The organism is Mesorhizobium sp. M0029 (assembly GCF_040323735.1).
Lineage (GTDB): Bacteria > Pseudomonadota > Alphaproteobacteria > Rhizobiales > Rhizobiaceae > Mesorhizobium.
Genome location: NZ_JAMYVF010000020.1, coordinates 1 through 19,942, shown reverse-complemented (window position 1 = coordinate 19,942; position 19,942 = coordinate 1). Strand labels below are relative to the sequence as shown.

The window sequence follows — 19,942 nt, the reverse complement described above, 5'->3', positions numbered from 1 at the left end:
GACAGGGAGGCATGCTGTGAAAGACGAACGCCAACTAGAACTGAATTTCGACGACCCGGTCGAATATCTAGCTCGTCCGACTTACCTCGGAAACACTGCGCGGAGCCACGGCACTTGCACGACGGGAACCATAGCCGTCGAGATCAAAATCCGCGTCGCTCTCAAGACAAGGATTGCTGGATCTCAAATCGGTGGCGAGGAGAAGGCATGAGCAACCTAACGCCAGATACTGCCTCGGCCATGGATTTTCTAAGGCGGTTCACTCCCTCAGATCGTTGGGATTTAGCCGCCCTCCCACCCGATGGGGGGCAACCTGAATTCCGGACCTTCATCCCTGACGAACATGAGCAAGCACGCGATTGGATCGAACGACGGCAGGGTACAAAGGGCCTCTATTATCACGTCAACCGGTTGCGGACGGATGCACGCAACATTAAAGCCAAAAAGCCGGACATCGTTGCAGTCCGTGCCCTGCATGTTGACGTTGATTTGAACGACGACGCTGCATTGTCAGCGTTGAGGGAATTTGGACCTACACCGACCGCTATTGTCTTCTCTGGTGGAGGATACCAAGCGCTTTGGCGATTGACTGAATCATCGACCGAATTCGATCGGGCTGAGCGAATCAACATCTGGCTCGCCCGTCAGCTTGGCGGTGACAACTGTCACAACATCGACCGTCTCCTCCGACTCCCGGGGACGATTAATTTGCCGAACGCAAAAAAACGAGCGGCCGGCCGCGTGCCAGTCCTTGCGAGGGTCATTGGATGAACTGGTCATTATCCTATGGTCTCGATGACTTTCCGGTCGCTACTCCCGCCTTTATTGGCACCGGAAAAGCTCCGGTGCCCTCGCTAGATGAAATCGTACCCAGGTCAATAGACGATCTGTCGGTCGGTGTTAGCGAAGTCCTCAAACAGCTGATACGCACCGGCGATGACTCTGAACGCCCAAGGGGAGGGCACAACCCTCGTCACCCAAGCAGAAGTCATTCGGTTTTTGCGGGCGCTCATGGGTTGGCTCGAGCGGGGTGCGATGAGACAACTATCGCTGGAATCTTGTTAGATCCCAGAAATGGGATCTCGGCCTCTGTTCTCGAAAAACGAAACCCGAAAAACTATGCCCTTAGACAGGCTCGGCGGGCAACCGAAGCGCTGGCCGCTGGATGGATCGATGTGGAGCGCAGCGGTAAACCGAGATCCAGTATGCGCAATACGTTGCAGGCCCTTGAACGGCTCGAACTTACCTTCAGCTACGACCGGTTTCGTCATCGAAAGATGCTAAACGGTGCGGCGCTGCAGGAATTCCAAGGGGAGTTGAGCGATGATGCTGTTGCGATGGTCCGCGCCCTCATCATTGCTGCGTTTGGTTTTGACCCCAGGGCTGAAAATGTCCGTGACGCTGTCAATCAACACTGCCTGGAAAACTCCTTCCACCCCGTTTGCGACATGCTCGACTCCCTGGAATGGGACGGAAAGCCGCGAATCGACGCATGGTTAGTCGACTATCTTGGCGCCGAAAACACAGCGCTTAATCGGGCAATTGGCCCGATAATTCTCATCGCCGCTGCTCGTCGGGTTCGTGTGCCAGGGGTAAAATTTGACCAGATCCCAATCTTGGAGGGCCCTCAAGGTTCGGGCAAGTCGACTGCCCTCCGGATAATGGCGGGCGAGGGTTTCCATTCTGACCAGGAAATCCTCACTCAGGATTCACGTAGCCAGATGGAACTGCTCGAAGGGATTTGGATCTATGAGCTGGGTGAGGTCGAGGGATTCAACCGAGCCGAAGTCAATAAGATCAAGGCGTTCGCTTCGCGCCAGGAAGACCGATCCCGAATGGCATACGGGCGTTTTGTCGAGGCGCGGCCAAGACAAGCGGTATTCATAGGTACCACCAATGAAACCACCTACCTCCGCGACCAGACGGGCAACCGGCGGTTCTGGCCGATAAAAACTACCGTCATCGATCTTGAGGGCTTGAGGCGCGACCGGGCTCAACTTTGGGCGGAAGCTGCACATCGCGAACGCCAAGGCGAGAGCATCATCCTTTCACCGAACCTATGGGAGACCGCCGCAGTTGAGCAAGCGGCACGGCTGGAGGAAGACCCGTGGCTCGAACTCCTCGCTACTGTCAAAGGCCGCGCCAGCGGACATCTGGTGCGTGTGGGGACGCACGAACTCTTAGGCAAGCTCAAAATCGAAGCAGAACGCCAGAACCAGTTCCACACAAAGCGGTTAGCTATCGTGATGCGGAAGCTCGGTTGGGAGCCTACGAAGTTTAGAGTCGGCGAGTACACGATCCGTGGCTACGAGCGCCCAAAACCAGAAGGCCACGTCGATGCCCAAGAATTTTAGGCTGTGGCGTGGTGGCGTGTGTGGCATGTCCGGGGGGCGGCGTCAGCGGTGTAGGAATGTGTAGCCGGGTGTGTAGGCGGCGGGCGCGCTAGGCGGCTGTGGCATGCCACACACGCCACAGCATAGTCCCCTCCGCTGTGTTGCGCTCTCAGCCAACCGGCATCGCGGCGCGGCTACAGGAATATGGCACCCCCAGTCGACCTGAGCTAGATCACGCGCCGCGATTTCAACCTCGGTGGCCGAGGAATCCGAGATATCCGGAGCCGCGTCGTCTCGCGGCTCCTACCTTCCCTGACATGCCGAGGTTACGCGTCTGGTTACAGTTCGGGCCGTTTCACGGGCTCGCTGGCCGCTCCGGCGATTACTTGTGCCGGTTACCGACGCGTGTTTTCGTTCCCGCTTTTTTCCTTTTGGATGAGCAACGCCATGAATGACTTCAACGTCTCCATCACGACCGCAACCCGGCGCCGCAAGCTCCGCGACGGCAAAGTCGCTCTCTATCCGCAATACTACTGTGAGTATCGCGAGCCGCTTACGCAGAAGCGCCGCCGCCGTGCGTTCAACCGTAAGAAGGACGCCGAGGCGTTCCGGAACTCGCTGCTGCTCAAGGTCGCGGAGGGCGGCTACATGGATGAGCGCAAGGCCCCAACCGTTGCACAGGCCATCGAGCACTGGCTCCAGACCAAGGAGGGCAACGTCAAGTCATCGACGCTGAAGGGCTACAAGGTGGTGGTGTATGGTGCAATCCGGGGACCGCTGCTCATCGGCACCAGGCAGGAACGTGCTGACTTCACTGAGACTGGCAATCCACCGAAGAATGCTCGCTTCATCAAATTGCTTGGACATATCAAGCTATCGGAACTGACAACTGCCATGATCCGCGTGTGGCACAGGACTGTCACCGAGCAGTGTGGCAGCTACACCGCAAATCGGGCCAAGTCGCACCTAAAGTCCATCCTGGCGCTGGCCGAGGAAGACTATTCCATCCGTGCGCCTTCGATGCCGACCGGGCTGGCGCGGGCGCGGCACAAAATCAAAAAGACGATCCTGGCCACCGAGCATATCGCCAAGCTGATTACGGCGGCGAAGAGCGACCTGGAGCAAGGCATCTACTACGCCTTCGCCTTCCTCGCCGGCACCAGGCCCTCCGAGCAGCTGGGTCTGTTGTGGAGCGAGGTGGACTTCGACCGCAACGTCATCCGCGTCCGGCGCATCCAGGAGCGGGACGGCTCGCTCACCGAAATGACCAAGACGGAGGCCGGTACCCGCGAGATCCCCATGAGCGCCGTGCTGCGCGAGATGCTGCTGGCTTGGCGGGTTCGCTGCCCCAGGTTGGGCAAGGAGCTGCACCGCGTGTTCCCTGGCCCCGGCCGGCTACAGGAATGGCCGAAGCCCCGTATCGGTGGTGGCGGTCCACTGCTCTATCAGAATTTTCGGCAGCGTTATTGGGCACCGGTGTTCGCCGCGCTCGGACTTCCATATGTGACGCCGCACTCTGCGCGCCATTCGTTCATTTCGATGCTTCAGGCTCAGGGCATCGAGATCGGCCTCGTGGCTCAGATCGCTGGCCACGCGAACCCGACGGTCACGCTCGGTCACTACACCCAGGCCGTCCGTGACGGAAGCGCAGCGATCGCTGCGCTGGACCGGGCCTACAGCGGCTAGCCTATGCCGGCACCGGCCACGCCGCGCCACGGGGACCGTACGCTCAGCGCTGTGGGTACGGCAGCCGGCCAGCCGGGCTGCACCGCCGCTGGCGGTGCACGGCTGCGGTGCAGGCCTGCAACATGGAAATCGTCGCTAACATGATGATATCTTTGATATAATTGCGCCTGAGCTCTCGCCATGGTTTACTGTCCTGTTGGACAGTAGGGAGAGATCGATGCACATCCTGATCAGGAACAAGCGAACCGGCAATGAGGAATGGATGCCGCTCGAAGCCGCTGCGGAAGTGATGGAACTCGACGCAACCGAGATCGAATGGGCGCTGGAAGAGTTTGGGGAGTGTGAGTCGGTCGATCACATCGCCATCGAGCCAGAATAAGCCGCCACCACCTCACAGCTGCGCCTTCCCAATGCGGCGGTCGACTCTCGATCGCCGCATTTTCGTATGTGTGCTTCGTTTCCGGGGCGCGCGCCTCGACCCTCCCCCTTCAAACGAGAGGTAACAGAATGCCAAAGGGACCCGTTTGGCCCTCGAAAATATCTGGAGCGCATACCCAGTACGCGCGACACCCAACTACTCTACCCTGTAGTCAACCGAATTCGGCGACACGCGCGTAACTCTCAGCGTTCTGCCTTCGACCTTGACGCTTTGACCCTTTCCCGAGCGCGATCTGGATCGGCTGCGCCGCAGTTGCATATTGGGATGAGCCACGCGGCGGAATGTATTGGAAGGAGGTCGATGCCGCGGTCGCTGAGACAGGAGTTCCACCGATCGTGCCGTTCACGTTGGTGTTGGTGGTGTTGCGCAGAATGAGTGGCGTTTCGCTCATCGTGGTTGCATTGCTCTCGACGCTCACGTCCGACCGTTCAAACACTGCTTGACCGCGGCGCGTGCCGAGATATCTGACCGTGGTGTGCCCCGCATCGGTGGTGCGGCCGAATAGGTCGGCCTTGCCGACGATGTTGGGAAGAGAACGTCTGGACTGGAAGTTCATCACGAAATCGCCGGGACCGGCAGACCGGATTTGAACGCTAACAGGCGTGAGCAGCGAGGTTTTGGTCTCAACCGGCGTACAGGCGGCGAGCGCCAGCGTGGATAGGAGAAATGTAGCGCTCGTAAGACGCTTTTTCGGTATGTTCATGGCTATCTATCCGTTTGAAATTACAAAGTTATTCGAAAAATAACGAGGAAAATCTGCTGTCAATTATCCGACAGCGATGCGGTTCGATCCGAGATATTCGCCTTTGATGAAACTCGCGTCCCACCGGCCGCAGGCCTCAATCGCCGCGACAGCCAAGCGCGCTCGGCTGTCTGGGTGGACAAGCAGGAAGAACACCACATGCGCTGTGGTGAACGTCCAGATCGCGGCGCCGGAAGCCACGGACCGGAGGCGGTCGGTGCATGAGGCGATGAAAGCGCGCCGCTCGATCCTGGGAAAATGCTGGTAGATCAGCAGCGACTTTTCGGAAGCGTAGAATGTGGCCAGTTCGTCCAGGAAGACGTACTTGCTTGAATTCTTCCGCCCTTTGGCGAGCGCTGTTTCTAAGCCATTGTCGGGATCGAAGAACACTAGGTCAGCATCGTGAAATTCGAACGCGCATCTGTCCATAAATGCCCGGCGACCGGCAGCGTTGTCGGGGAGTAACTCATTGAAATACGTGGCACTCGCGACAGCGCTGCTACCCTCAATGGCCTGCAGCCGGCGACGGTCTGGCTCCGATGCGGTATGGGCGAGAACGTCGAATAGCACTGGGTCATGATCGCGGTGCTGTTCGGGCTTGTTGAGGTAAATGAGCTTGTTGCCGTCCGAACTGCCATCCGAAGGCGTCAGCATCCAGCAGACGCCGACCCGTTAACGCCGCCGGCTGACAGCGCCCGTAGCAACGCATACTTCCGATAGTCGCTGATGTCCCCGACGTATTGTTCTTTCACGCCGACCCCGAATCCCTCAGTTTAGTGAAGAATGACATAATACCCGATTTTGGGGTACTCTGATTTAGGGTTTTATTGGACAGCCAGTTTCGAATTGGCGCTCCTCTTGACCTCAATCCGTTATGATCTCTATCGCCGAATGATCGAGCTTCTTGTAGAGGCGCGAAAGGAAGCTGGCATAACCCAAATCGAACTGGGGAAACGCCTTGGTGTCCGTCAGACTTTTGTATCGAAATTTGAGCTGGGCGAGCGGCGGCTCGACGTGGCAGAATACATTGAGGTGTGTCGAGCCATAGGCACGGACCCGTACCAAATCATGCGGGCGGCCGACGTGCGTTGAAACCGCATGAGATGGTTATGACACGGCTCACGGCGGAAGCAGCGTTAAAGAGCGAACGAGGCGCACCGGATTGTATATACCGGCTGAAGCGCAAAAACGCCAAGGCCACTTACTGACCTTGGCGTTTCAAACTTTTGATGGTTTACGCCGATTGGTTAATCAGCGGACTGAGAGATGGGCTCATCGCCTTCTAGTTCCCATTCATCCGTAACATCCATAATAGGCTCGTCATCAAGACTTTTTGCTTCTTCAACCAACCGACGGGCATCGGCGTTTGCACCGTTAGCCCGACGATGCGTCACACTCCACAAGACGAGCTCGTCATCAATCTGGGTCAGTTCTTCACGCCATGCCGCACAGGCACGCTGATCAACACCCTTCGTTTCGACAAGCGCCCGCCCGTCATCTCCCTCGACACTTCTTAGATTGTCGAAAGCTTCGGTCAATGCCGTGATCGCATTAGCCATGGCGCTTACTGCGTTGTGGTAGCGGTCGGTCGGCGTATCCCCAGGTCTGCGTGCCCGCGCTTTCCCGGCAGGCGGGAATTCTCCCCGCAAGTAGATGTCATTGACCATCTGGTCGCCGGCATCGCCCTGCACCTTGATTGAACCGTCTTCAGCGACCGCCCGAATATGGCGACCTTCGGCAAAATCTCTCAAGGCTTGACCGAGCTGGTGGACGCCCTGAACGTTCTGTCGCATAGCGTCAAGGACTTCACCCGGCGTCCGCCGATCGGGCTGATCATTGTTAGCCGAGCCTCGGTCGGCATTAAGCCTGCCCGAAACAACAAGGGGATAGGCCGCGCGGACTGCAAGTTCGAGAGAAGCTGGGCCCCTCTCGTCAACCGATCCATTGGCGATCGATTGATGGACTTCGGACAGCGCCGCTCTGACCAAGGTGTCAGTGTCACGGGAAGTGCTCTGCCAAACCTGGCTATGAACCGATTTTCCAAAAGCGAACCGGAGATAACGGCGCACCTGGTCTGCTTTTGAAGGGTCACCCGCGACCGCTCGAAGCACAAGCGCCGTGGCAAGGTCGTTCAGAAGCTTTGTGCCAATCCGCTTCCGCGTGGACTGGCTCGTAACGGCGACACGAATGGCAGTGCGGAAGCGCTGATCCGGATTCGTCAGCAAACCAACAATTTCGGCTGCCCGAATCGCTGGATCATCCGAGAGGTGGGCAGCGCGTGCCTCCGCCCTTGTGCAAGAGCCGGCGTAGTAGGCATGCTGAATGCTGGTAATCAAACTCCGACGATGCAATTCATCGAGAACTTCATCGGCAAGAGATTCATTTTCTGGACCTTCCCCCCAAGGGGTCGGGGGGTCGACATGGCGAAGCGCGACAATCGACTTGACCGCTGTCGGAAACCCTGTGGTCCCTGAGTGATAGGGCACAAATCCAACCAAGATCAAAGCCGGAATGCGTTCGCACCTCAGCGTGTCGAGGGTCTGTTTGTCAGCTCCGCGCTCATACTCTTCGTTCAGTTTGCGGATGTGACCCCGAAACTTCGTATCCTGGTCATCGTATGGCACGTCGGACGATCGAATGCCGAGTATCTCATGCGTGGCCGTTACGCGGGACGACCCGTCCACGGTAGTGAGCGTCGTAACCGGTTCTATGCCGTCATCATGGTTATATGTCATCGCGACCAGATAGACGGATTCCATGACGCCCTGGGAAGCAATCGAATCCTTCCAGTTGTTGTTTGCGAGCACATATCCTGCCGCCTGCTGAGAAGCCCAATGCAGATGCTCGCGGCTCTCAATTTGGACCGCCAGCTCAGCGACCTCGGCACCTACACCTGATGGGGTGCGGGGCTCTGGCACCGGTCGAAACTTTGAATCCTCAGCACCCTTCCCAGGTTCAACTGCGAAGGGGTGCCGACGAGACGGGAGCGTGCGTGGGTTGCGGGCATCCGGCATGATCCGGCGAGCCCACACCGCAGTTCGGATGCCAAGCAGGGTTCCGCCAGGCACGGCAATGGATTCAACAGTCGGGTCCGCAGTATCATTGATGGACTTTCGTACCGCAGCCGGATCCACAACAGCGTTAGAGATAGCTGTTGCCGCCGCTGCGGACAGGCCGAATGCCTCTTGCAGTTTTTCTGCGAGGGTTTGGCGGGCCTTTGCGTGCGCATACTCAGGAAGTTTTTCCGCAGGACGCGGAAGAACGGTATATTCTTTTGTGCTAGTGATGTTCATTTCAATGGTCCTTGGCTAGGCGATCGAGACTGAACTCGTCAAAAACCCGATCGCAACACGAGGTTGACGATCCGAGGTGCCAAGGACTCTAGGTCCGTGCGCATCCTCCTTCCGTTTACCAGGACAATCCCGGCGTCACCGAAGGCGGCAACAAGACTGAAACGTCTTCCCAAGGCGTACGAAACGTATCGGGCCAATGCCTGAGTTGTTTCGCGTAACCGCCCTCCAACGCGATTGAAGGAGGTGGACGACGCGCATTCCTGCGTCGCGGTGTTCGGGAGATAGCGCAGATTTGAACTATTATCAATCCCCAGCGTGCCCTTGCGCGACGTTCGGATTTTACTCCGCGTCGAATCCGCAAACTGATAACCGCGAAACTAGTAACCGCACGGTGACCACGACGTTCCGCAGACTTGAAGTCGCCGCGATCTCTGACCGGCCCAAAAACGAAAAAGCCGCGGAGTTCCGCGGCTTTTCGATGCTTGATTTCCTTGGAGGAAACTGGAGCGGGTGAAGCGATTCGAACGCTCGACCCCAACCTTGGCAAGGTTGTGCTCTACCCCTGAGCTACACCCGCTCACACGGCCCTTTGGCCGCAAGCCGGGCCTATATGGCTGAAGAGCGCGGCGATTGCAACAGGGAAATGACGGGCTTTTTGGTCGCGCCAAATCGCTTGGCGGAACCTTGTCGGCCACGCGGGTGGTTCATCGACTTCCCGCATGACGGTCTTGTCTCGGCGGCATCATTGGCCGTAAACGGCTTTGCCGCGCGCCGATACAGGGGAAGACCACCAATGCCGAAGACCGAAGCCGAGCTTTTCGCCTTTCTTGCCGATCTCGGCATATCAGTGTCGACCGTGCGCCATCCGCCGCTCTATACGGTGGCCGATTCGCAGTCGCTGCGCGGCGAGATACCGGGCGGGCACACGAAAAATCTGTTTCTCAAGGACAAGAAGGACAATTTCTTCCTGGTCAGCGTCGGCGAGGAGGCGGTCGTCGACCTGAAGCAGATCCACACGATGATCGGCGCCGCCGGCCGGGTGTCGTTCGGCAAGCCGGAGATGCTGATGGAGCTGCTCGGTGTCATTCCGGGCGCGGTCACCGTGTTCGGGCTGATCAACGACACCGAAAGACGGGTCAAAGTGGTGCTCGACCAGGATTTGATAGCACATGCGACAGTCAACGCGCATCCGCTGACCAATGAGGCGACGACGTCGATCGCGTCCGCCGACCTCATCAGATTCGTCGAGGCAACCGGACATGATGCTGCTATCTTGAAAGTCTCGGCTTGATCGCCACATGGATGGCGAAAACTGACCTCTAGTTAAGGACGTCGCGCTGCTCCGCTGGGCGCGATCGGAAGGGCGACGACATGAGCGACAACAACAATCCGTTTGGCGGCCAATTCGGCGGCAATTCTGGCCAGTACACCACGTCCGTGCAATATGGCGGCGCCGAGCCGGCCAAGTCGGCACTTGGCCCGACACCCGGCGCAGCACCTGCCGCTGGCGAGCTGATCAAGGACACCACGACCGCCACTTTCGCCGCCGACGTCATCCAGGAATCGCGCAAACAGCCGGTACTGGTCGATTTCTGGGCGCCGTGGTGCGGGCCCTGCAAGCAGCTCACGCCGCTTCTGGAAAAGGCGGTCAAGGCCGCCGGCGGCAAGGTCAAGCTGGTCAAAATGAACATTGACGATCATCCCTCGATCGCCGGCCAGCTCGGCATCCAATCGATCCCGGCGGTCATCGCCTTCAAGGACGGCCAGCCTGTCGACGGCTTCATGGGCGCCATCCCCGAGAGCCAGATCGCCGAGTTCATCACCAAGGTCGGCGGCAAGGGCAATGGTGCGCCGCCGGTGGCCGAAGCACTGGCCGCGGCGGCGGAAGCGCATGCGGCGGGCGATGCGCAGACCGCAGCCGACATTTACGACGCCATCCTGGCGCAAGCGCCGGAGACGATCGAGGCGATTGCCGGGCTGGGCGAGCTTCTGTTCGAGGCCGGCGACAGCGACGGCGCCGAGGCGCTGCTGGCAACGGCGCCGGAGGCCAAGAAGAATGCGCCGGCACTTGCCGCGCTGCGTGCCAAGATGACGCTGGCTGCGGAAGCGGCAGCACTTGGCAATCCAGCTGAATTCGAGCAGCGACTGGCCGCCAATCCCGGCGACCACCAGGCGCGTTTCGACCTCGCCATGATCCAGAACGCCAAGGGCGAGCGCCATGCGGCGGCCGACAATCTTCTGGCGATTATAAAAGCCGACCGGACGTGGAACGAGGACGGCGCCAGGGCGCAGTTGCTGAAACTGTTCGAGGCCTGGGGCATGACCGACGAGGCGACGCTGGCGGCACGGCGCAAATTGTCGTCGCTGCTGTTTTCCTGAGCCGTTTGCCGGCCAAATTGCCGGGGCGTGGCTGTCGGGCCTTGCGGTCGGCGGCCGCCGCGCCAGATTAGGCCGATAACATCGCGCCCGAAGCGGGTCGGAGGAGTGAAGGTGCAGGTCGGAAACGCATTTTACCGGGTCGGCAAGGATCTGCCGGCAACCATTCCGGTGTTTCCGCTTGCCGGCGCGCTGCTGCTGCCGGGCGGGCGCATGCCGCTCAATATCTTCGAGCCGCGCTATCTGCAGATGGTGGATGAGGCGATCGCCGGCGCGCGGCTGATCGGCATCGTCCAGCCCAGCCTCAATGGCGCGTTGCGCGCCGACGGGGAGCCGGAACTGTGCAATGTCGGCTGCGCCGGGCGCATCATCTCGATGGCCGAGAGCGGCGACGGCCGCTATCTGGTTTCGCTGCAGGGCGTCTGCCGTTTCCGCATCACCAGCGAATTGCCGGTGAAGACGCCTTTCCGGCAATGCAAGCTGGCGCCGTTCCTCACGGATCTCGCCGAAGACCAGGCGGCAAGCGAGGTTGACCGGCCGGCGCTGTTGAAAGCGTTTCGCGCTTATCTGCAGGCCAACGATCTCGAAGCCGATTGGGAAAGCGTCAGCCGCGCCGAGAACACCATGCTGGTCAATGCGCTGTCGATGATGGCGCCCTACGGACCGGCCGAGAAACAGGCGCTGCTGGAGGCGCCCGACCTGAAAGCCCGCGCGGAGACGCTGATCGCGATCACCGAAATGGCGCTGGCGCGCGAGAATGAGGACTTTGGCTCCAGCCTGCAATAAGGGCTGAGCCGATGGCTGAAGGGGGATCCAATGGCTGCGGATGGGCGTGACGGCAAGTCGGTCAATGTCGATCCAAAATTGCTGGAGCTGCTGGCCTGCCCGCTGACCAAGGGGCCGCTGGCCTGGGACCCGGTGCGCGGCGAGTTGATCTCGCGGCTTGCCAAGCTCGCTTATCCCGTGCGCGACGGCATCCCGATCATGCTGCCCTCGGAGGCGCGGACTATTTCGGCGGAAGACGTGCTGTCGCCGCCGCGATTGGGTGGGCCGGGCTGAAGGGCCAGGGGTGGTTCAAACGGACCTCAGCCTAAGAAGCCATTCTGTTGGCGATCCTTCGCGCCCCCCTCTGCCCTTGCCGGCATTAATGTCATGGGCTCCCGACCGCCCTGCACTTGCCTACTGAAAATTCCGCCCCTTGGGCATGACCCTTTCAGCTTTGTCCGAGAGGGTGGCAATGTCGGGCCGGGCAGCCGGCGTCATCTCTTCCAGCAGCACCGTCAGCCACGGTGTCAAATCCTCGATCTTTTCGGCGACGATGTGGATGACGTCGGATTCCGACTGCAGCTTGCCGGTGACCTTGACGAAGCGCGCGCCCATGACGATGGGCCGGAAACGGGTAAAGGTCCGCTCCCAGAAAATGACGTTGGCGACGGCCTTGTCGTCTTCTAGCGTCAGGAAGATCGCATTGCCCTTGCCGGGCCGCTGCCGCACCAGCACCAGGCCGGCGACCGAGACCCGCCTGCCGTCGCGCACCGAGCCGAGATTGGCATTGGGAATGACGCCGGCGCGGTCGAGCCGCTCGCGCAGAAAGGCGACCGGATGCGCCTTCAGCGACAGGCCGAGCGCGCGGTAGTCGTGGATGACGTGCTCGCCGAGCGGCATTGTCGGCAGTTTTGTCTCGGGCTCGAGTTCGCGCAGCCGGATCGCCGGCTGGTCGAACAGCGGCAGCCGTTCGGCGGCGCTCTTGCCATCCAGCGCGCGCACCGCCCACAAGGCTTCACGACGATCGAGGCCGAGCGAGCGGAAGGCGTCAGCCTGCGCCAGTCTTTCGATTTCGCCGACATCGAGGCCCGAGCGCAGCCACACATCCCTGACGCTTGTATAGCCGGCGCCGCGCCGCGCGGTGAAAGCTTCCATACGCTTCTCGGCCAAGCCCTTGATCTGACGGAAGCCAAGCCGGACGGCGTACCGGGTCTTGATGACACCGCGCATTTCGGCATGGCGCCCCAGGATGCGGCCCGGATCGAATTGGGCTTTCTCCAGGGTGCAGTCCCAGTCGGAAAAATTGACGTCGACGTCGCGGATGTCGACGCCATGGTCGCGCGCGTCGCGCACCAGCTGGGCCGGCTGGTAAAACCCCATCGGCTGCGAATTCAGGATCGCGGCGCAGAACACGTCGGGATAAAAGGTCTTGAACCAGCAGGAGGCATAGACGAGCAAAGCGAAGGAGGCGGCGTGGCTTTCGGGAAAGCCGTATTCGCCGAAGCCTTCGATCTGCTTGAAGCAGCGCTCGGCGAAGTCCTTGGTGTATCCCTTGCCGACCATGCCGTCGATCATGCGCTGGCGGTAATTGCCGATGGTGCCGGTGCGCTTGAAGGTGGCCATGGCGCGGCGTAGTTCGTCGGCTTCGCCGGGTTTGAAACCACCGGCGACGATTGCAATATTCATCGCCTGTTCCTGAAACAGCGGCACGCCGAGTGTCTTCTTGAGAATAGCCTCCAGCTCTGGCTTTTGATATTCAGCCGCTTCCTTGCCCTGCCGACGGCGCAGATAGGGGTGCACCATGTCGCCCTGGATCGGGCCGGGCCGCACGATCGCCACCTCGATGACCAGGTCGTAGAATTCGCGCGGGCGTAGACGCGGCAGCATCGACATCTGCGCGCGCGATTCGATCTGGAAGACGCCGAGCGTGTCGGCGCGGCAGATCATGTCGTACACGTCGTTCTCTTCCGGCGGCAGGGTGGCCAGCACATAGGGTCGGCCGTAATCATCCCGGGCCTTCGGATAATGGTCGGTGAGCAAGGTGAAGGCGCGCTTCAGGCAGGTCAGCATGCCAAGCGCCAGAATATCCACCTTCAGGATCTTCACCGAGTCGAGATCGTCCTTATCCCACTCGACCATCTTGCGCTCGTCCATTGCCGTCTTGACGATGGGGACGATCTCGTCGAGCCGGTCGCGGGTAATGACGAAGCCGCCGACATGCTGCGACAGATGCCGGGGAAAGCCCATGATCTCGTTGGCGTGGGCGATCACGTGACGGGTCGAGGTCTCGTTGCGGTCGAGGCCGCCGGCATGCGCCTCCTTCTCGCCGAGCTCCGAGGTCGACCAGCCCCAGATCGAACTGGAGAGCGCAATGCGGACATCGTCCGACAGGCCCATGGCCTTGGCCACCTCGCGCAGCGCCGAGCGGCCGCGATAGCTGATGACGGCGGCAGCCAGCGCGGTGCGCTTGGCGCTGTATTTGGAGTAGATGTACTGGATCACCTCCTCACGCCGCTCATGCTCGAAATCGACGTCGATGTCGGGCGGCTCGTTGCGCTCCTCGGAAATGAATCGCTCGAACAACGTGTCGATGCGCTCGGGGCCGACCTCGGTGATGCCGATGCAGTAGCAGACGATCGAGTTGGCGGCCGAGCCTCTGCCCTGGCACAGAATGCCCTCATTGCGGGCGAACTGGACGATGTCGTAAACGGTCAGGAAATAGCGCGCATAATTCAGACGCTCGATCAGAGCGAGCTCCTCACTGATGCGCTGCAAGACGGAAGCGGGGACGCCCGCCGGATAGCGCGTGGCGGCCCCCTCCCTGGCCAGACGCTCTAGCTCGGCCTGCGGCCCAAGCCCTGATTGCGTCGGCTCGTCGGGATAATTGTACTGGAGGTCGCTGAGCGAGAAGGTCAGTTCGCCGGCAAAGCGCAGCGTCTCGGCCAGCGCCCGTGGATGGCGGCGGAAGAGACGGGCCATTTCCAGCGGCGGCTTCAGATGGCGCTCGGCGTTGGCCGTCAGCTCCAGCCCGACCTCGGCGACCGGCAAATTGAGGCGGATGGCGGTGAGCACATCTTGCAGCGAGCGGCGCTCGGCGCTGTGATAAAGCACGTCGTTGGTCGCCATCAGCGGCACGCCGGCGATGTCCGCCATGCCCGCCGCCTGCTCGATGCGGAAACGGTCATTGCCGCGATAATCCGGCGCCATGCCTAGCCGCAAATTAGCGCCGAAACGGTCTTTCAGTTGACGGACCAATGCCAGGGGATCGTCGGCATTCGCCGAGAGATCCGGCAGCACCGCCAGCGACAGCAGGTCGCCCCATTCGAGCAGGTCGCTGCGCTGGAGAAGGGTCGCGCCCTTCTCGTTTTCATCGCGCAAATTGGCTTGCGTCAGCATGCGGCAGAGATGGCCCCAGCCCTTGCGGTTCTGCGGATAGGCGAGAATGTCCGGCGTGCCGTCGCCGAACACCAGGCGGCAACCGGGGTGATAGGCGAGCTTCTCGACCTTGGCCTGCTGCCAGGCGCGCACGACGCCGGCCACCGTGTTGCGGTCTGCCAGTCCGATCGAGGAAAAGCCGAGGAATTTGGCCGCCACCACCAGCTCCTCCGGCTTGGAGGCGCCGCGCAGGAAGGAGAAGTTCGACTGGATGCCGAATTCCGCATAGGGGATGACGGTCAGCGCGTTCATGCGAAGACCCCATGCATGAACCAGCGCGGCGGCACCTGCGGGTTGCCATAGAGGCCTTGCCGGTAGAGCCAGTAGCGGCGGCCGTCGGCATCCTCGATCCGGAAATAGTCACGCGTCGATGTGAGCGGATCGCTTGACGTTTCACGCCACCATTCCGGCGCGATGCGTTCCGGCCCCTCGGCGCGCGCGACCCGGTAGAGCGCGCGGCGCCAGCGGAAATTCATCGGCGGACCCTCAGGCATTTCGGTGGCCGGCACCTCGATCGGCTCGGGCGAACGGAACAGCCGGATCGGCCGTTCCGGCGGGAAGATGGTTGCGCGCGGCGCGTCTTTCGAGCCCGGCTTCCTGAGCGGTGTTTTGCGTTGTGGCGCTTCCGAGAACGGGATGGTGGCGATGGCGCGCTCCGGCAGATGGCTCTCGAGGGCGACCGGTTTCAGCACCGCACTGTCGCCGAGCCTGGCGCGGATGCGGTCGGCAAAGAGTGCCATGTCGGCGCCGTCATCCTCGGTCTCGCCGGTCAAATCGGCCTGCTGCATGTCGAAGCCGGCGGCCGCCAGCACCGAAAGCCGCACCAGGTCGAAGCCGTAGCCGGCATCGATGTCCTGTTCGAGCGCGGCCAGCCGCTCATGGAACAGGCGCTGGATAAGCTTGGGTTCGCGCAACGGTCGCGAGGTACCGACAGCGATGCGGCTGACGGCGCCGTCGACGCGAAACAAAAGCAGCGCCAGCATCCTTGCGCCCTCGCCGCGGCGTTCGAGATCGGCCTTCAGCGTCACCGCCAGCAAGAGCACCAGCCGTTCGATCTCGGCGGTCAGCACGACCGGCTCGGCCAGGTGGCGTTCGACCGAAAGCGGGGCCACGGGCAGGCGCGGCGATACCGCCTCGTCGAGGCGGCCGAGCGCCTGGTCGAGCCGCAACAGCAAGGTCGCGCCGAAGCGACGGGCGAGCGGCGCGCGCGGCGCTGCCATGACCGCGCCGGCGGTCCGCAGGCCGACGCTTTCCAAGCTGGCGCGGATATCGGCCTCGATGCGCAGTGCCGCCAGCGGCCAGGGGGCGAGCAGCGCTTCCTCCTCGCCGGAGACAACGATGCGGTTGCCGCAGAAGCGCGCCGCCGCCCAGGCTGCACCCGGCGTCGCGGCCAACCCGGCGCGGACATCGAAACCCTGCTGGAAAAACCGCGCAAGGATGTCGTCCAGCATGGCGCGCTCGCCGCCGAACAGATGCGTGCAGCCGGTGACGTCGAGATAAAGGCCATCAGTACCGTCGAGCGCCACCAGCGGCGTATAGCGATCGCACCAGTCGGCGAGGCCTTCGAGCAGCCGGCGATCGGCGTCCGGATCGGCCTCGACAATGTCGATCGAGGGATGCATGGCGCGCGCATCGGCAATGCCCATGCCAGGCTTCAGATGCAGCGCCTCAGCCCGCTCGTCGAGGGCCGATATGCGCTGGGCGTTGCGGTCGCGATGGCTGATCACGAGCGGTGGGTGAGATGGCGGCAGATGATCCGAAGGCCGGGAACGCCACGACCGTCCCAGGCGCTGGCGCAGGATCCGTTCTGCCGCCAGATGCGGGAACCACAGCGACAGAATTCTCTGCCCGTTTTTCGCGGGGCTTTCTTTCTTCGAATGCATGTTCATCGGGGTTCCACTCCAGTGTGAATTGTCCAGGCAGAGCGGTGCGGCTCTTGCCGATGCTGACGGTGAAGGCAGGGTGGCCGATCGAGCCGGCAAGCGGCCCGGCGATCGTCCGGCGCGATCTCGCTGGTGCAGCCGACACGATGAGGCGCACCGGGGCGGCGGTCGGCTCGGCTTCGCCGGCCTGGCGCAGCAGGAACACCGGCCGGCCGGCGTTTTGGGCGCGCGCGTGCAGCCGGCGCGTCGCGGTGAGGTCGAGCCGCTGCGGGCTGCCACGGATCTCGAGGATGATTGCGGCGAGCGCCGTCATCTTCGCGGCCTCCTCGGCTACCCACAGCGCATCGGTGAGTTTCGGCGCCTCGGAAAACAGCAATTGCTCCGGTGCGATACCGAACATGCCCTGCAATCCCCTGGCATAGGGAAAGCCGGCCTCGCGAAAAATCTCCGATGTGCCGATCCACAGCACGGGCAAGGGCTGGCCCTTGAGGATCAGGCTGACCAGCGACAGCACAAAGCCGGCGACGGCCCCGGCATTGCGGGTCTCAAGGCCATGGATTTCGCTCAAGGCGGCTTTCGGCAGGCCGCCGCTGAGGGCCGCATCGAGGCGTTCGACGCCGGTGGGCAGGAAAGCATCCGGCGAAGCCACGGCAAGCCCGCGCCGGATGATGGTGACATCGGAATCGGGTTCAGGCGCGGCGTGGAGACAGCCCTCAGCACGCGCACGAGGCCGCTCGCTGGCCGGCGCAGCCAGGCGCTCGGGCAGCGTTCCCTCGATCTTCGCGATCTGGCGGCGCAGGGCAAAAACAGTCTCCCGCGCCACGGCTGATGTCGCCATGACGGTCAATTTCTCTCACAATTGTTCCTGTTATGTTCCTATAGATTCCAGAGGGTGCCGGAAGAGTCAAGCGGAGTCAGAAGGAATTTATTCCTTGATCAAAGGTGGCGAGGCCAACCTTGGACTTTGGTCGCAGCCATTCGGCGCAAAGAAACAGTCATTGGCCAGGTACCCGTCCATTTGCCGAGTCCGGAGGGAAAGCCTATATGCCGGGACAAAGGACAAAGCATGGCCCGCATCTACAAGACCCGCACCTGGCACGACGAACTCTCGCCTTCGATCGAGGAAATGGAGTTTCTGGCGCTGGAGGCGTACGCGCATCTGCCGGACGATTTTCGCAAGCTGACCGGCGAGATCGTCATCATGATCGCCGAATTCCCGACCGACGAGATCATGGACGATCTGTCGCTGGAGACGCCGTTCGACCTGCTTGGCCTGTTCGAGGGCCGCGGCATCGCCGAGCGCTGGAACCCGCAGACCGGCGAGGGCCCGAACCGCATCACCCTCTACCGCCGCGCCATCCTCGACTATTGGGCCGAGAACGAAGAGACGCTGGGCGACATCGTCACCCATGTGCTGATCCACGAGATCGGTCACCATTTCGGCCTGTCGGACGACGATATGGAAAAGCTTGAAGAGGCGGCGGAATAGCCCCACCTTTGTCATCCCAGGGCGAAGCAGGAGCGAAGCTCTGTCGCGAAGACCCTGGGATCCATGCCTAGGGTCTGCGTCGCGTCGCTTCGCTCCTTGCTTCGCCCTAGGATGACGAAGACGCGGAGGTTGACGCCTTCCCTACCAGTCGCTGAGCTTCGTATCCGGCCCGTATTCCTGGCCGTCGATATCCTTCACCACCGACTGGCCGCAGCGCATCGATTTGGTCTTCTTGTCGTAGGCGTAGGTCGGCGAGCCGTACAGGTGCCAGCCCTTGTTCAGCGCCGCTGTCACCTTGTGGCAGAAGGTCGAATCGTCGGGGGCGGACAAAAAGCGGTAAAGTCTCATGGGTCAGATCCTGTCGTGAGTTCGTCTTTTCGGGGCGGATCATGCGCCGATGGCGGCGGCCTTCGCCAGCAATTTCTCGGCCTGCGCCAGGTGCAGCCGCTCGACCATCCTGCCGTTCAAAGCAATCACGCCCTTGCCGGCATTTTCCGGCAAGGCGAAGGCATCCTTCACCGCGCGCGCCTCGGCCAGAGCTTCGGGCGCGGGCGCAAAGGCTCGGTTGGCGGTTTCGATCTGGGCGGGGTGGATCAGCGTCTTGCCATCGAACCCCATGGCAGCGGCTTCCGTGCATTCGCGCGCAAACGCGTCGAGGTCGCGAAAATCGTTGGAGACGCCGTCGAGCATGTCGATGCCGCCGGCCCGCGCCGCCAGCACCATCTGCATCAGCCAAGGCACGAGGTAGCGCCGATCAGGCGTCGCCAGAATGCCGGTTTCCTTGACCAGATCGTTCGTTCCGGCAACGAAACAAGCTAGGCGCGAGGCCGGGTCGCGGCCGAGTTCGGCAATGGCGCCGATATTGAGCATGGCCTTGGGCGTCTCGATCATCGCCCAGAGCTTGACGCTGTCGGGGGCAAAATTATCGTCGAGCACGTCGCCGACTTCGAGGATATCGCGCGGCGTGGCGACCTTGGACAACAGGATGCCGTCGGGCTCGAATTTCGCCGCGGTCAGCAGGTCATCGTTGCCCCATTCGCTGGACAGCGCGTTGACGCGCACGATCATCTCGCAGCGGCGTTTCGGTCGGCTGGCGAAAATGCCGGCCAATTTGTCCCGCGCGGCGATCTTGTCTGAGGGCGCGACGGCGTCTTCGAGGTCGATGATCACGGCATCGCAGGCCAGCGTCGCGATCTTGGCCAGCGCCTTGTCGTTGGAGGCGGGGACGTAAAGCACCGAGCGGCGCGGGCGGTAAGGTTCGCTTGTCATGGCCGATCTATGCCGCGTGGGGGCGGGGGAGGCAAGCGTCCGACCGGTACCTGATGACGAGCCAACCGCGAAAGCTTGCGCTGCCCCGCCCGTCCCGCAGCAGTTGCGGAAGGGGGGCCTTTCCTCTCCCCCGTCGATCGGGGGAGAGGTGTCGAGCGCATCACCACCGCGTGTGGGGTGACCGACTGGATGTACGACCATGGGGCGCAAAGCGCGGCGATGTTTTGAACGA

19 protein-coding genes and 1 tRNA gene are annotated in these 19,942 nt (G+C 61.6%); 11 read left to right on the top strand and 9 right to left on the bottom strand.

Features of this window, described 5'->3' with window-relative positions; all coding sequences use genetic code 11:
- The first annotated feature begins 16 nt into the window (after positions 1–16).
- The 5 genes from NKJ76_RS26260 to NKJ76_RS26240 all read left to right on the top strand — a co-directional run bounded on the left by NKJ76_RS26260 (position 17) and on the right by NKJ76_RS26240 (position 4,398).
- Positions 17–211, top strand: coding sequence for a hypothetical protein (locus tag NKJ76_RS26260; protein ID WP_352538715.1), 195 nt, complete (start codon positions 17–19; stop codon positions 209–211).
- Positions 208–771 (top strand): DNA-primase RepB domain-containing protein, encoded by a 564-nt coding sequence (locus NKJ76_RS26255; protein WP_352538714.1) that lies wholly within the window; start codon positions 208–210, stop codon positions 769–771. The genes NKJ76_RS26260 and NKJ76_RS26255 overlap by 4 nt, the downstream gene beginning before the upstream one ends.
- The gene (locus NKJ76_RS26250) at positions 768–2,354 is read left to right on the top strand and encodes a virulence-associated E family protein (protein ID WP_352538713.1); all 1,587 of its coding nucleotides are present in this window, start codon (positions 768–770) and stop codon (positions 2,352–2,354) included. The genes NKJ76_RS26255 and NKJ76_RS26250 overlap by 4 nt, the downstream gene beginning before the upstream one ends.
- 426 nt (positions 2,355–2,780) lie before the next feature.
- Positions 2,781–4,019 (top strand): tyrosine-type recombinase/integrase, encoded by a 1,239-nt coding sequence (locus NKJ76_RS26245; protein WP_352538712.1) that lies wholly within the window; start codon positions 2,781–2,783, stop codon positions 4,017–4,019.
- Positions 4,020–4,236: 217 nt separating this feature from the next.
- The gene (locus NKJ76_RS26240) at positions 4,237–4,398 is read left to right on the top strand and encodes a hypothetical protein (protein WP_352538711.1); all 162 of its coding nucleotides are present in this window, start codon (positions 4,237–4,239) and stop codon (positions 4,396–4,398) included.
- 211 nt (positions 4,399–4,609) lie between these two features.
- Here NKJ76_RS26240 and NKJ76_RS26235 read toward each other — a convergent pair whose 3' ends face one another.
- Entirely contained in the window at positions 4,610–5,161 is a 552-nt protein-coding gene (locus NKJ76_RS26235) for a hypothetical protein (protein ID WP_352538710.1), read from the bottom strand.
- A gap of 63 nt (positions 5,162–5,224) precedes the next feature.
- Complete coding sequence (locus tag NKJ76_RS26230) at positions 5,225–5,854, bottom strand: hypothetical protein (RefSeq protein ID WP_352538709.1); 630 nt, start codon at positions 5,852–5,854, stop codon at positions 5,225–5,227.
- 204 nt (positions 5,855–6,058) lie between these two features.
- Here NKJ76_RS26230 and NKJ76_RS26225 point away from each other — a divergent pair, with 204 nt between their 5' ends.
- On the top strand, positions 6,059–6,292 hold the full coding sequence (locus tag NKJ76_RS26225; protein WP_352538708.1) for a helix-turn-helix domain-containing protein: 234 nt from the start codon (positions 6,059–6,061) through the stop codon (positions 6,290–6,292).
- Positions 6,293–6,447: 155 nt separating this feature from the next.
- Here NKJ76_RS26225 and NKJ76_RS26220 read toward each other — a convergent pair whose 3' ends face one another.
- Together NKJ76_RS26220 and NKJ76_RS26215 are read right to left on the bottom strand one after the other, a co-directional pair.
- A complete protein-coding gene (locus tag NKJ76_RS26220) occupies positions 6,448–8,493 on the bottom strand; it encodes a hypothetical protein (RefSeq protein WP_352538707.1) in 2,046 nt (681 codons plus the stop codon).
- 502 nt (positions 8,494–8,995) lie between these two features.
- Positions 8,996–9,070 (bottom strand) — tRNA-Gly (locus tag NKJ76_RS26215).
- A gap of 216 nt (positions 9,071–9,286) precedes the next feature.
- Here NKJ76_RS26215 and NKJ76_RS26210 point away from each other — a divergent pair.
- From NKJ76_RS26210 to NKJ76_RS26195, 4 genes are all read left to right on the top strand, one after another.
- On the top strand, positions 9,287–9,784 hold the full coding sequence (locus NKJ76_RS26210) for a prolyl-tRNA synthetase associated domain-containing protein (RefSeq protein ID WP_023672125.1): 498 nt from the start codon (positions 9,287–9,289) through the stop codon (positions 9,782–9,784).
- Between the two features lie 80 nt (positions 9,785–9,864).
- Positions 9,865–10,872, top strand: coding sequence for a thioredoxin (trxA, locus tag NKJ76_RS26205; RefSeq protein WP_023672124.1), 1,008 nt, complete (start codon positions 9,865–9,867; stop codon positions 10,870–10,872).
- A 111-nt stretch (positions 10,873–10,983) separates the two neighbouring features.
- Positions 10,984–11,655 carry an LON peptidase substrate-binding domain-containing protein gene (locus tag NKJ76_RS26200; RefSeq protein ID WP_023685086.1) on the top strand — a complete coding sequence of 224 codons (672 nt, stop codon included), beginning with the start codon at positions 10,984–10,986 and terminating at the stop codon, positions 11,653–11,655.
- 30 nt (positions 11,656–11,685) lie between these two features.
- On the top strand, positions 11,686–11,928 hold the full coding sequence (locus tag NKJ76_RS26195; RefSeq protein ID WP_023672122.1) for a Trm112 family protein: 243 nt from the start codon (positions 11,686–11,688) through the stop codon (positions 11,926–11,928).
- A 120-nt stretch (positions 11,929–12,048) separates the two neighbouring features.
- Here the strand turns inward: NKJ76_RS26195 and NKJ76_RS26190 are convergent, their stop codons facing one another.
- The 3 genes from NKJ76_RS26190 to NKJ76_RS26180 are packed head-to-tail and all read right to left on the bottom strand — an operon-like array spanning position 12,049 to position 17,790.
- Entirely contained in the window at positions 12,049–15,321 is a 3,273-nt protein-coding gene (locus NKJ76_RS26190; protein WP_352538706.1) for an error-prone DNA polymerase, read from the bottom strand.
- Positions 15,318–16,796 (bottom strand): DUF6504 family protein, encoded by a 1,479-nt coding sequence (locus NKJ76_RS26185; protein WP_352538705.1) that lies wholly within the window; start codon positions 16,794–16,796, stop codon positions 15,318–15,320. Before NKJ76_RS26185 ends, NKJ76_RS26190 begins: the two co-directional genes overlap by 4 nt.
- On the bottom strand, positions 16,738–17,790 hold the full coding sequence (locus tag NKJ76_RS26180) for an ImuA family protein (RefSeq protein ID WP_352538704.1): 1,053 nt from the start codon (positions 17,788–17,790) through the stop codon (positions 16,738–16,740). Before NKJ76_RS26180 ends, NKJ76_RS26185 begins: the two co-directional genes overlap by 59 nt.
- A gap of 228 nt (positions 17,791–18,018) precedes the next feature.
- On the opposite strand from NKJ76_RS26180, the gene NKJ76_RS26175 reads away from it, so the two are divergent.
- Positions 18,019–18,441, top strand: a complete 423-nt coding sequence (locus tag NKJ76_RS26175; RefSeq protein ID WP_023699282.1) for a metallopeptidase family protein — start codon at positions 18,019–18,021, stop codon at positions 18,439–18,441.
- Between the two features lie 141 nt (positions 18,442–18,582).
- Here the strand turns inward: NKJ76_RS26175 and NKJ76_RS26170 are convergent, their stop codons facing one another.
- Both NKJ76_RS26170 and NKJ76_RS26165 read right to left on the bottom strand, forming a co-directional pair.
- Positions 18,583–18,789, bottom strand: coding sequence for a DUF1737 domain-containing protein (locus NKJ76_RS26170; protein WP_023699283.1), 207 nt, complete (start codon positions 18,787–18,789; stop codon positions 18,583–18,585).
- A 39-nt stretch (positions 18,790–18,828) separates the two neighbouring features.
- Complete coding sequence (locus NKJ76_RS26165; RefSeq protein WP_023699284.1) at positions 18,829–19,710, bottom strand: HpcH/HpaI aldolase/citrate lyase family protein; 882 nt, start codon at positions 19,708–19,710, stop codon at positions 18,829–18,831.
- Positions 19,711–19,942: the final 232 nt, after the last annotated feature.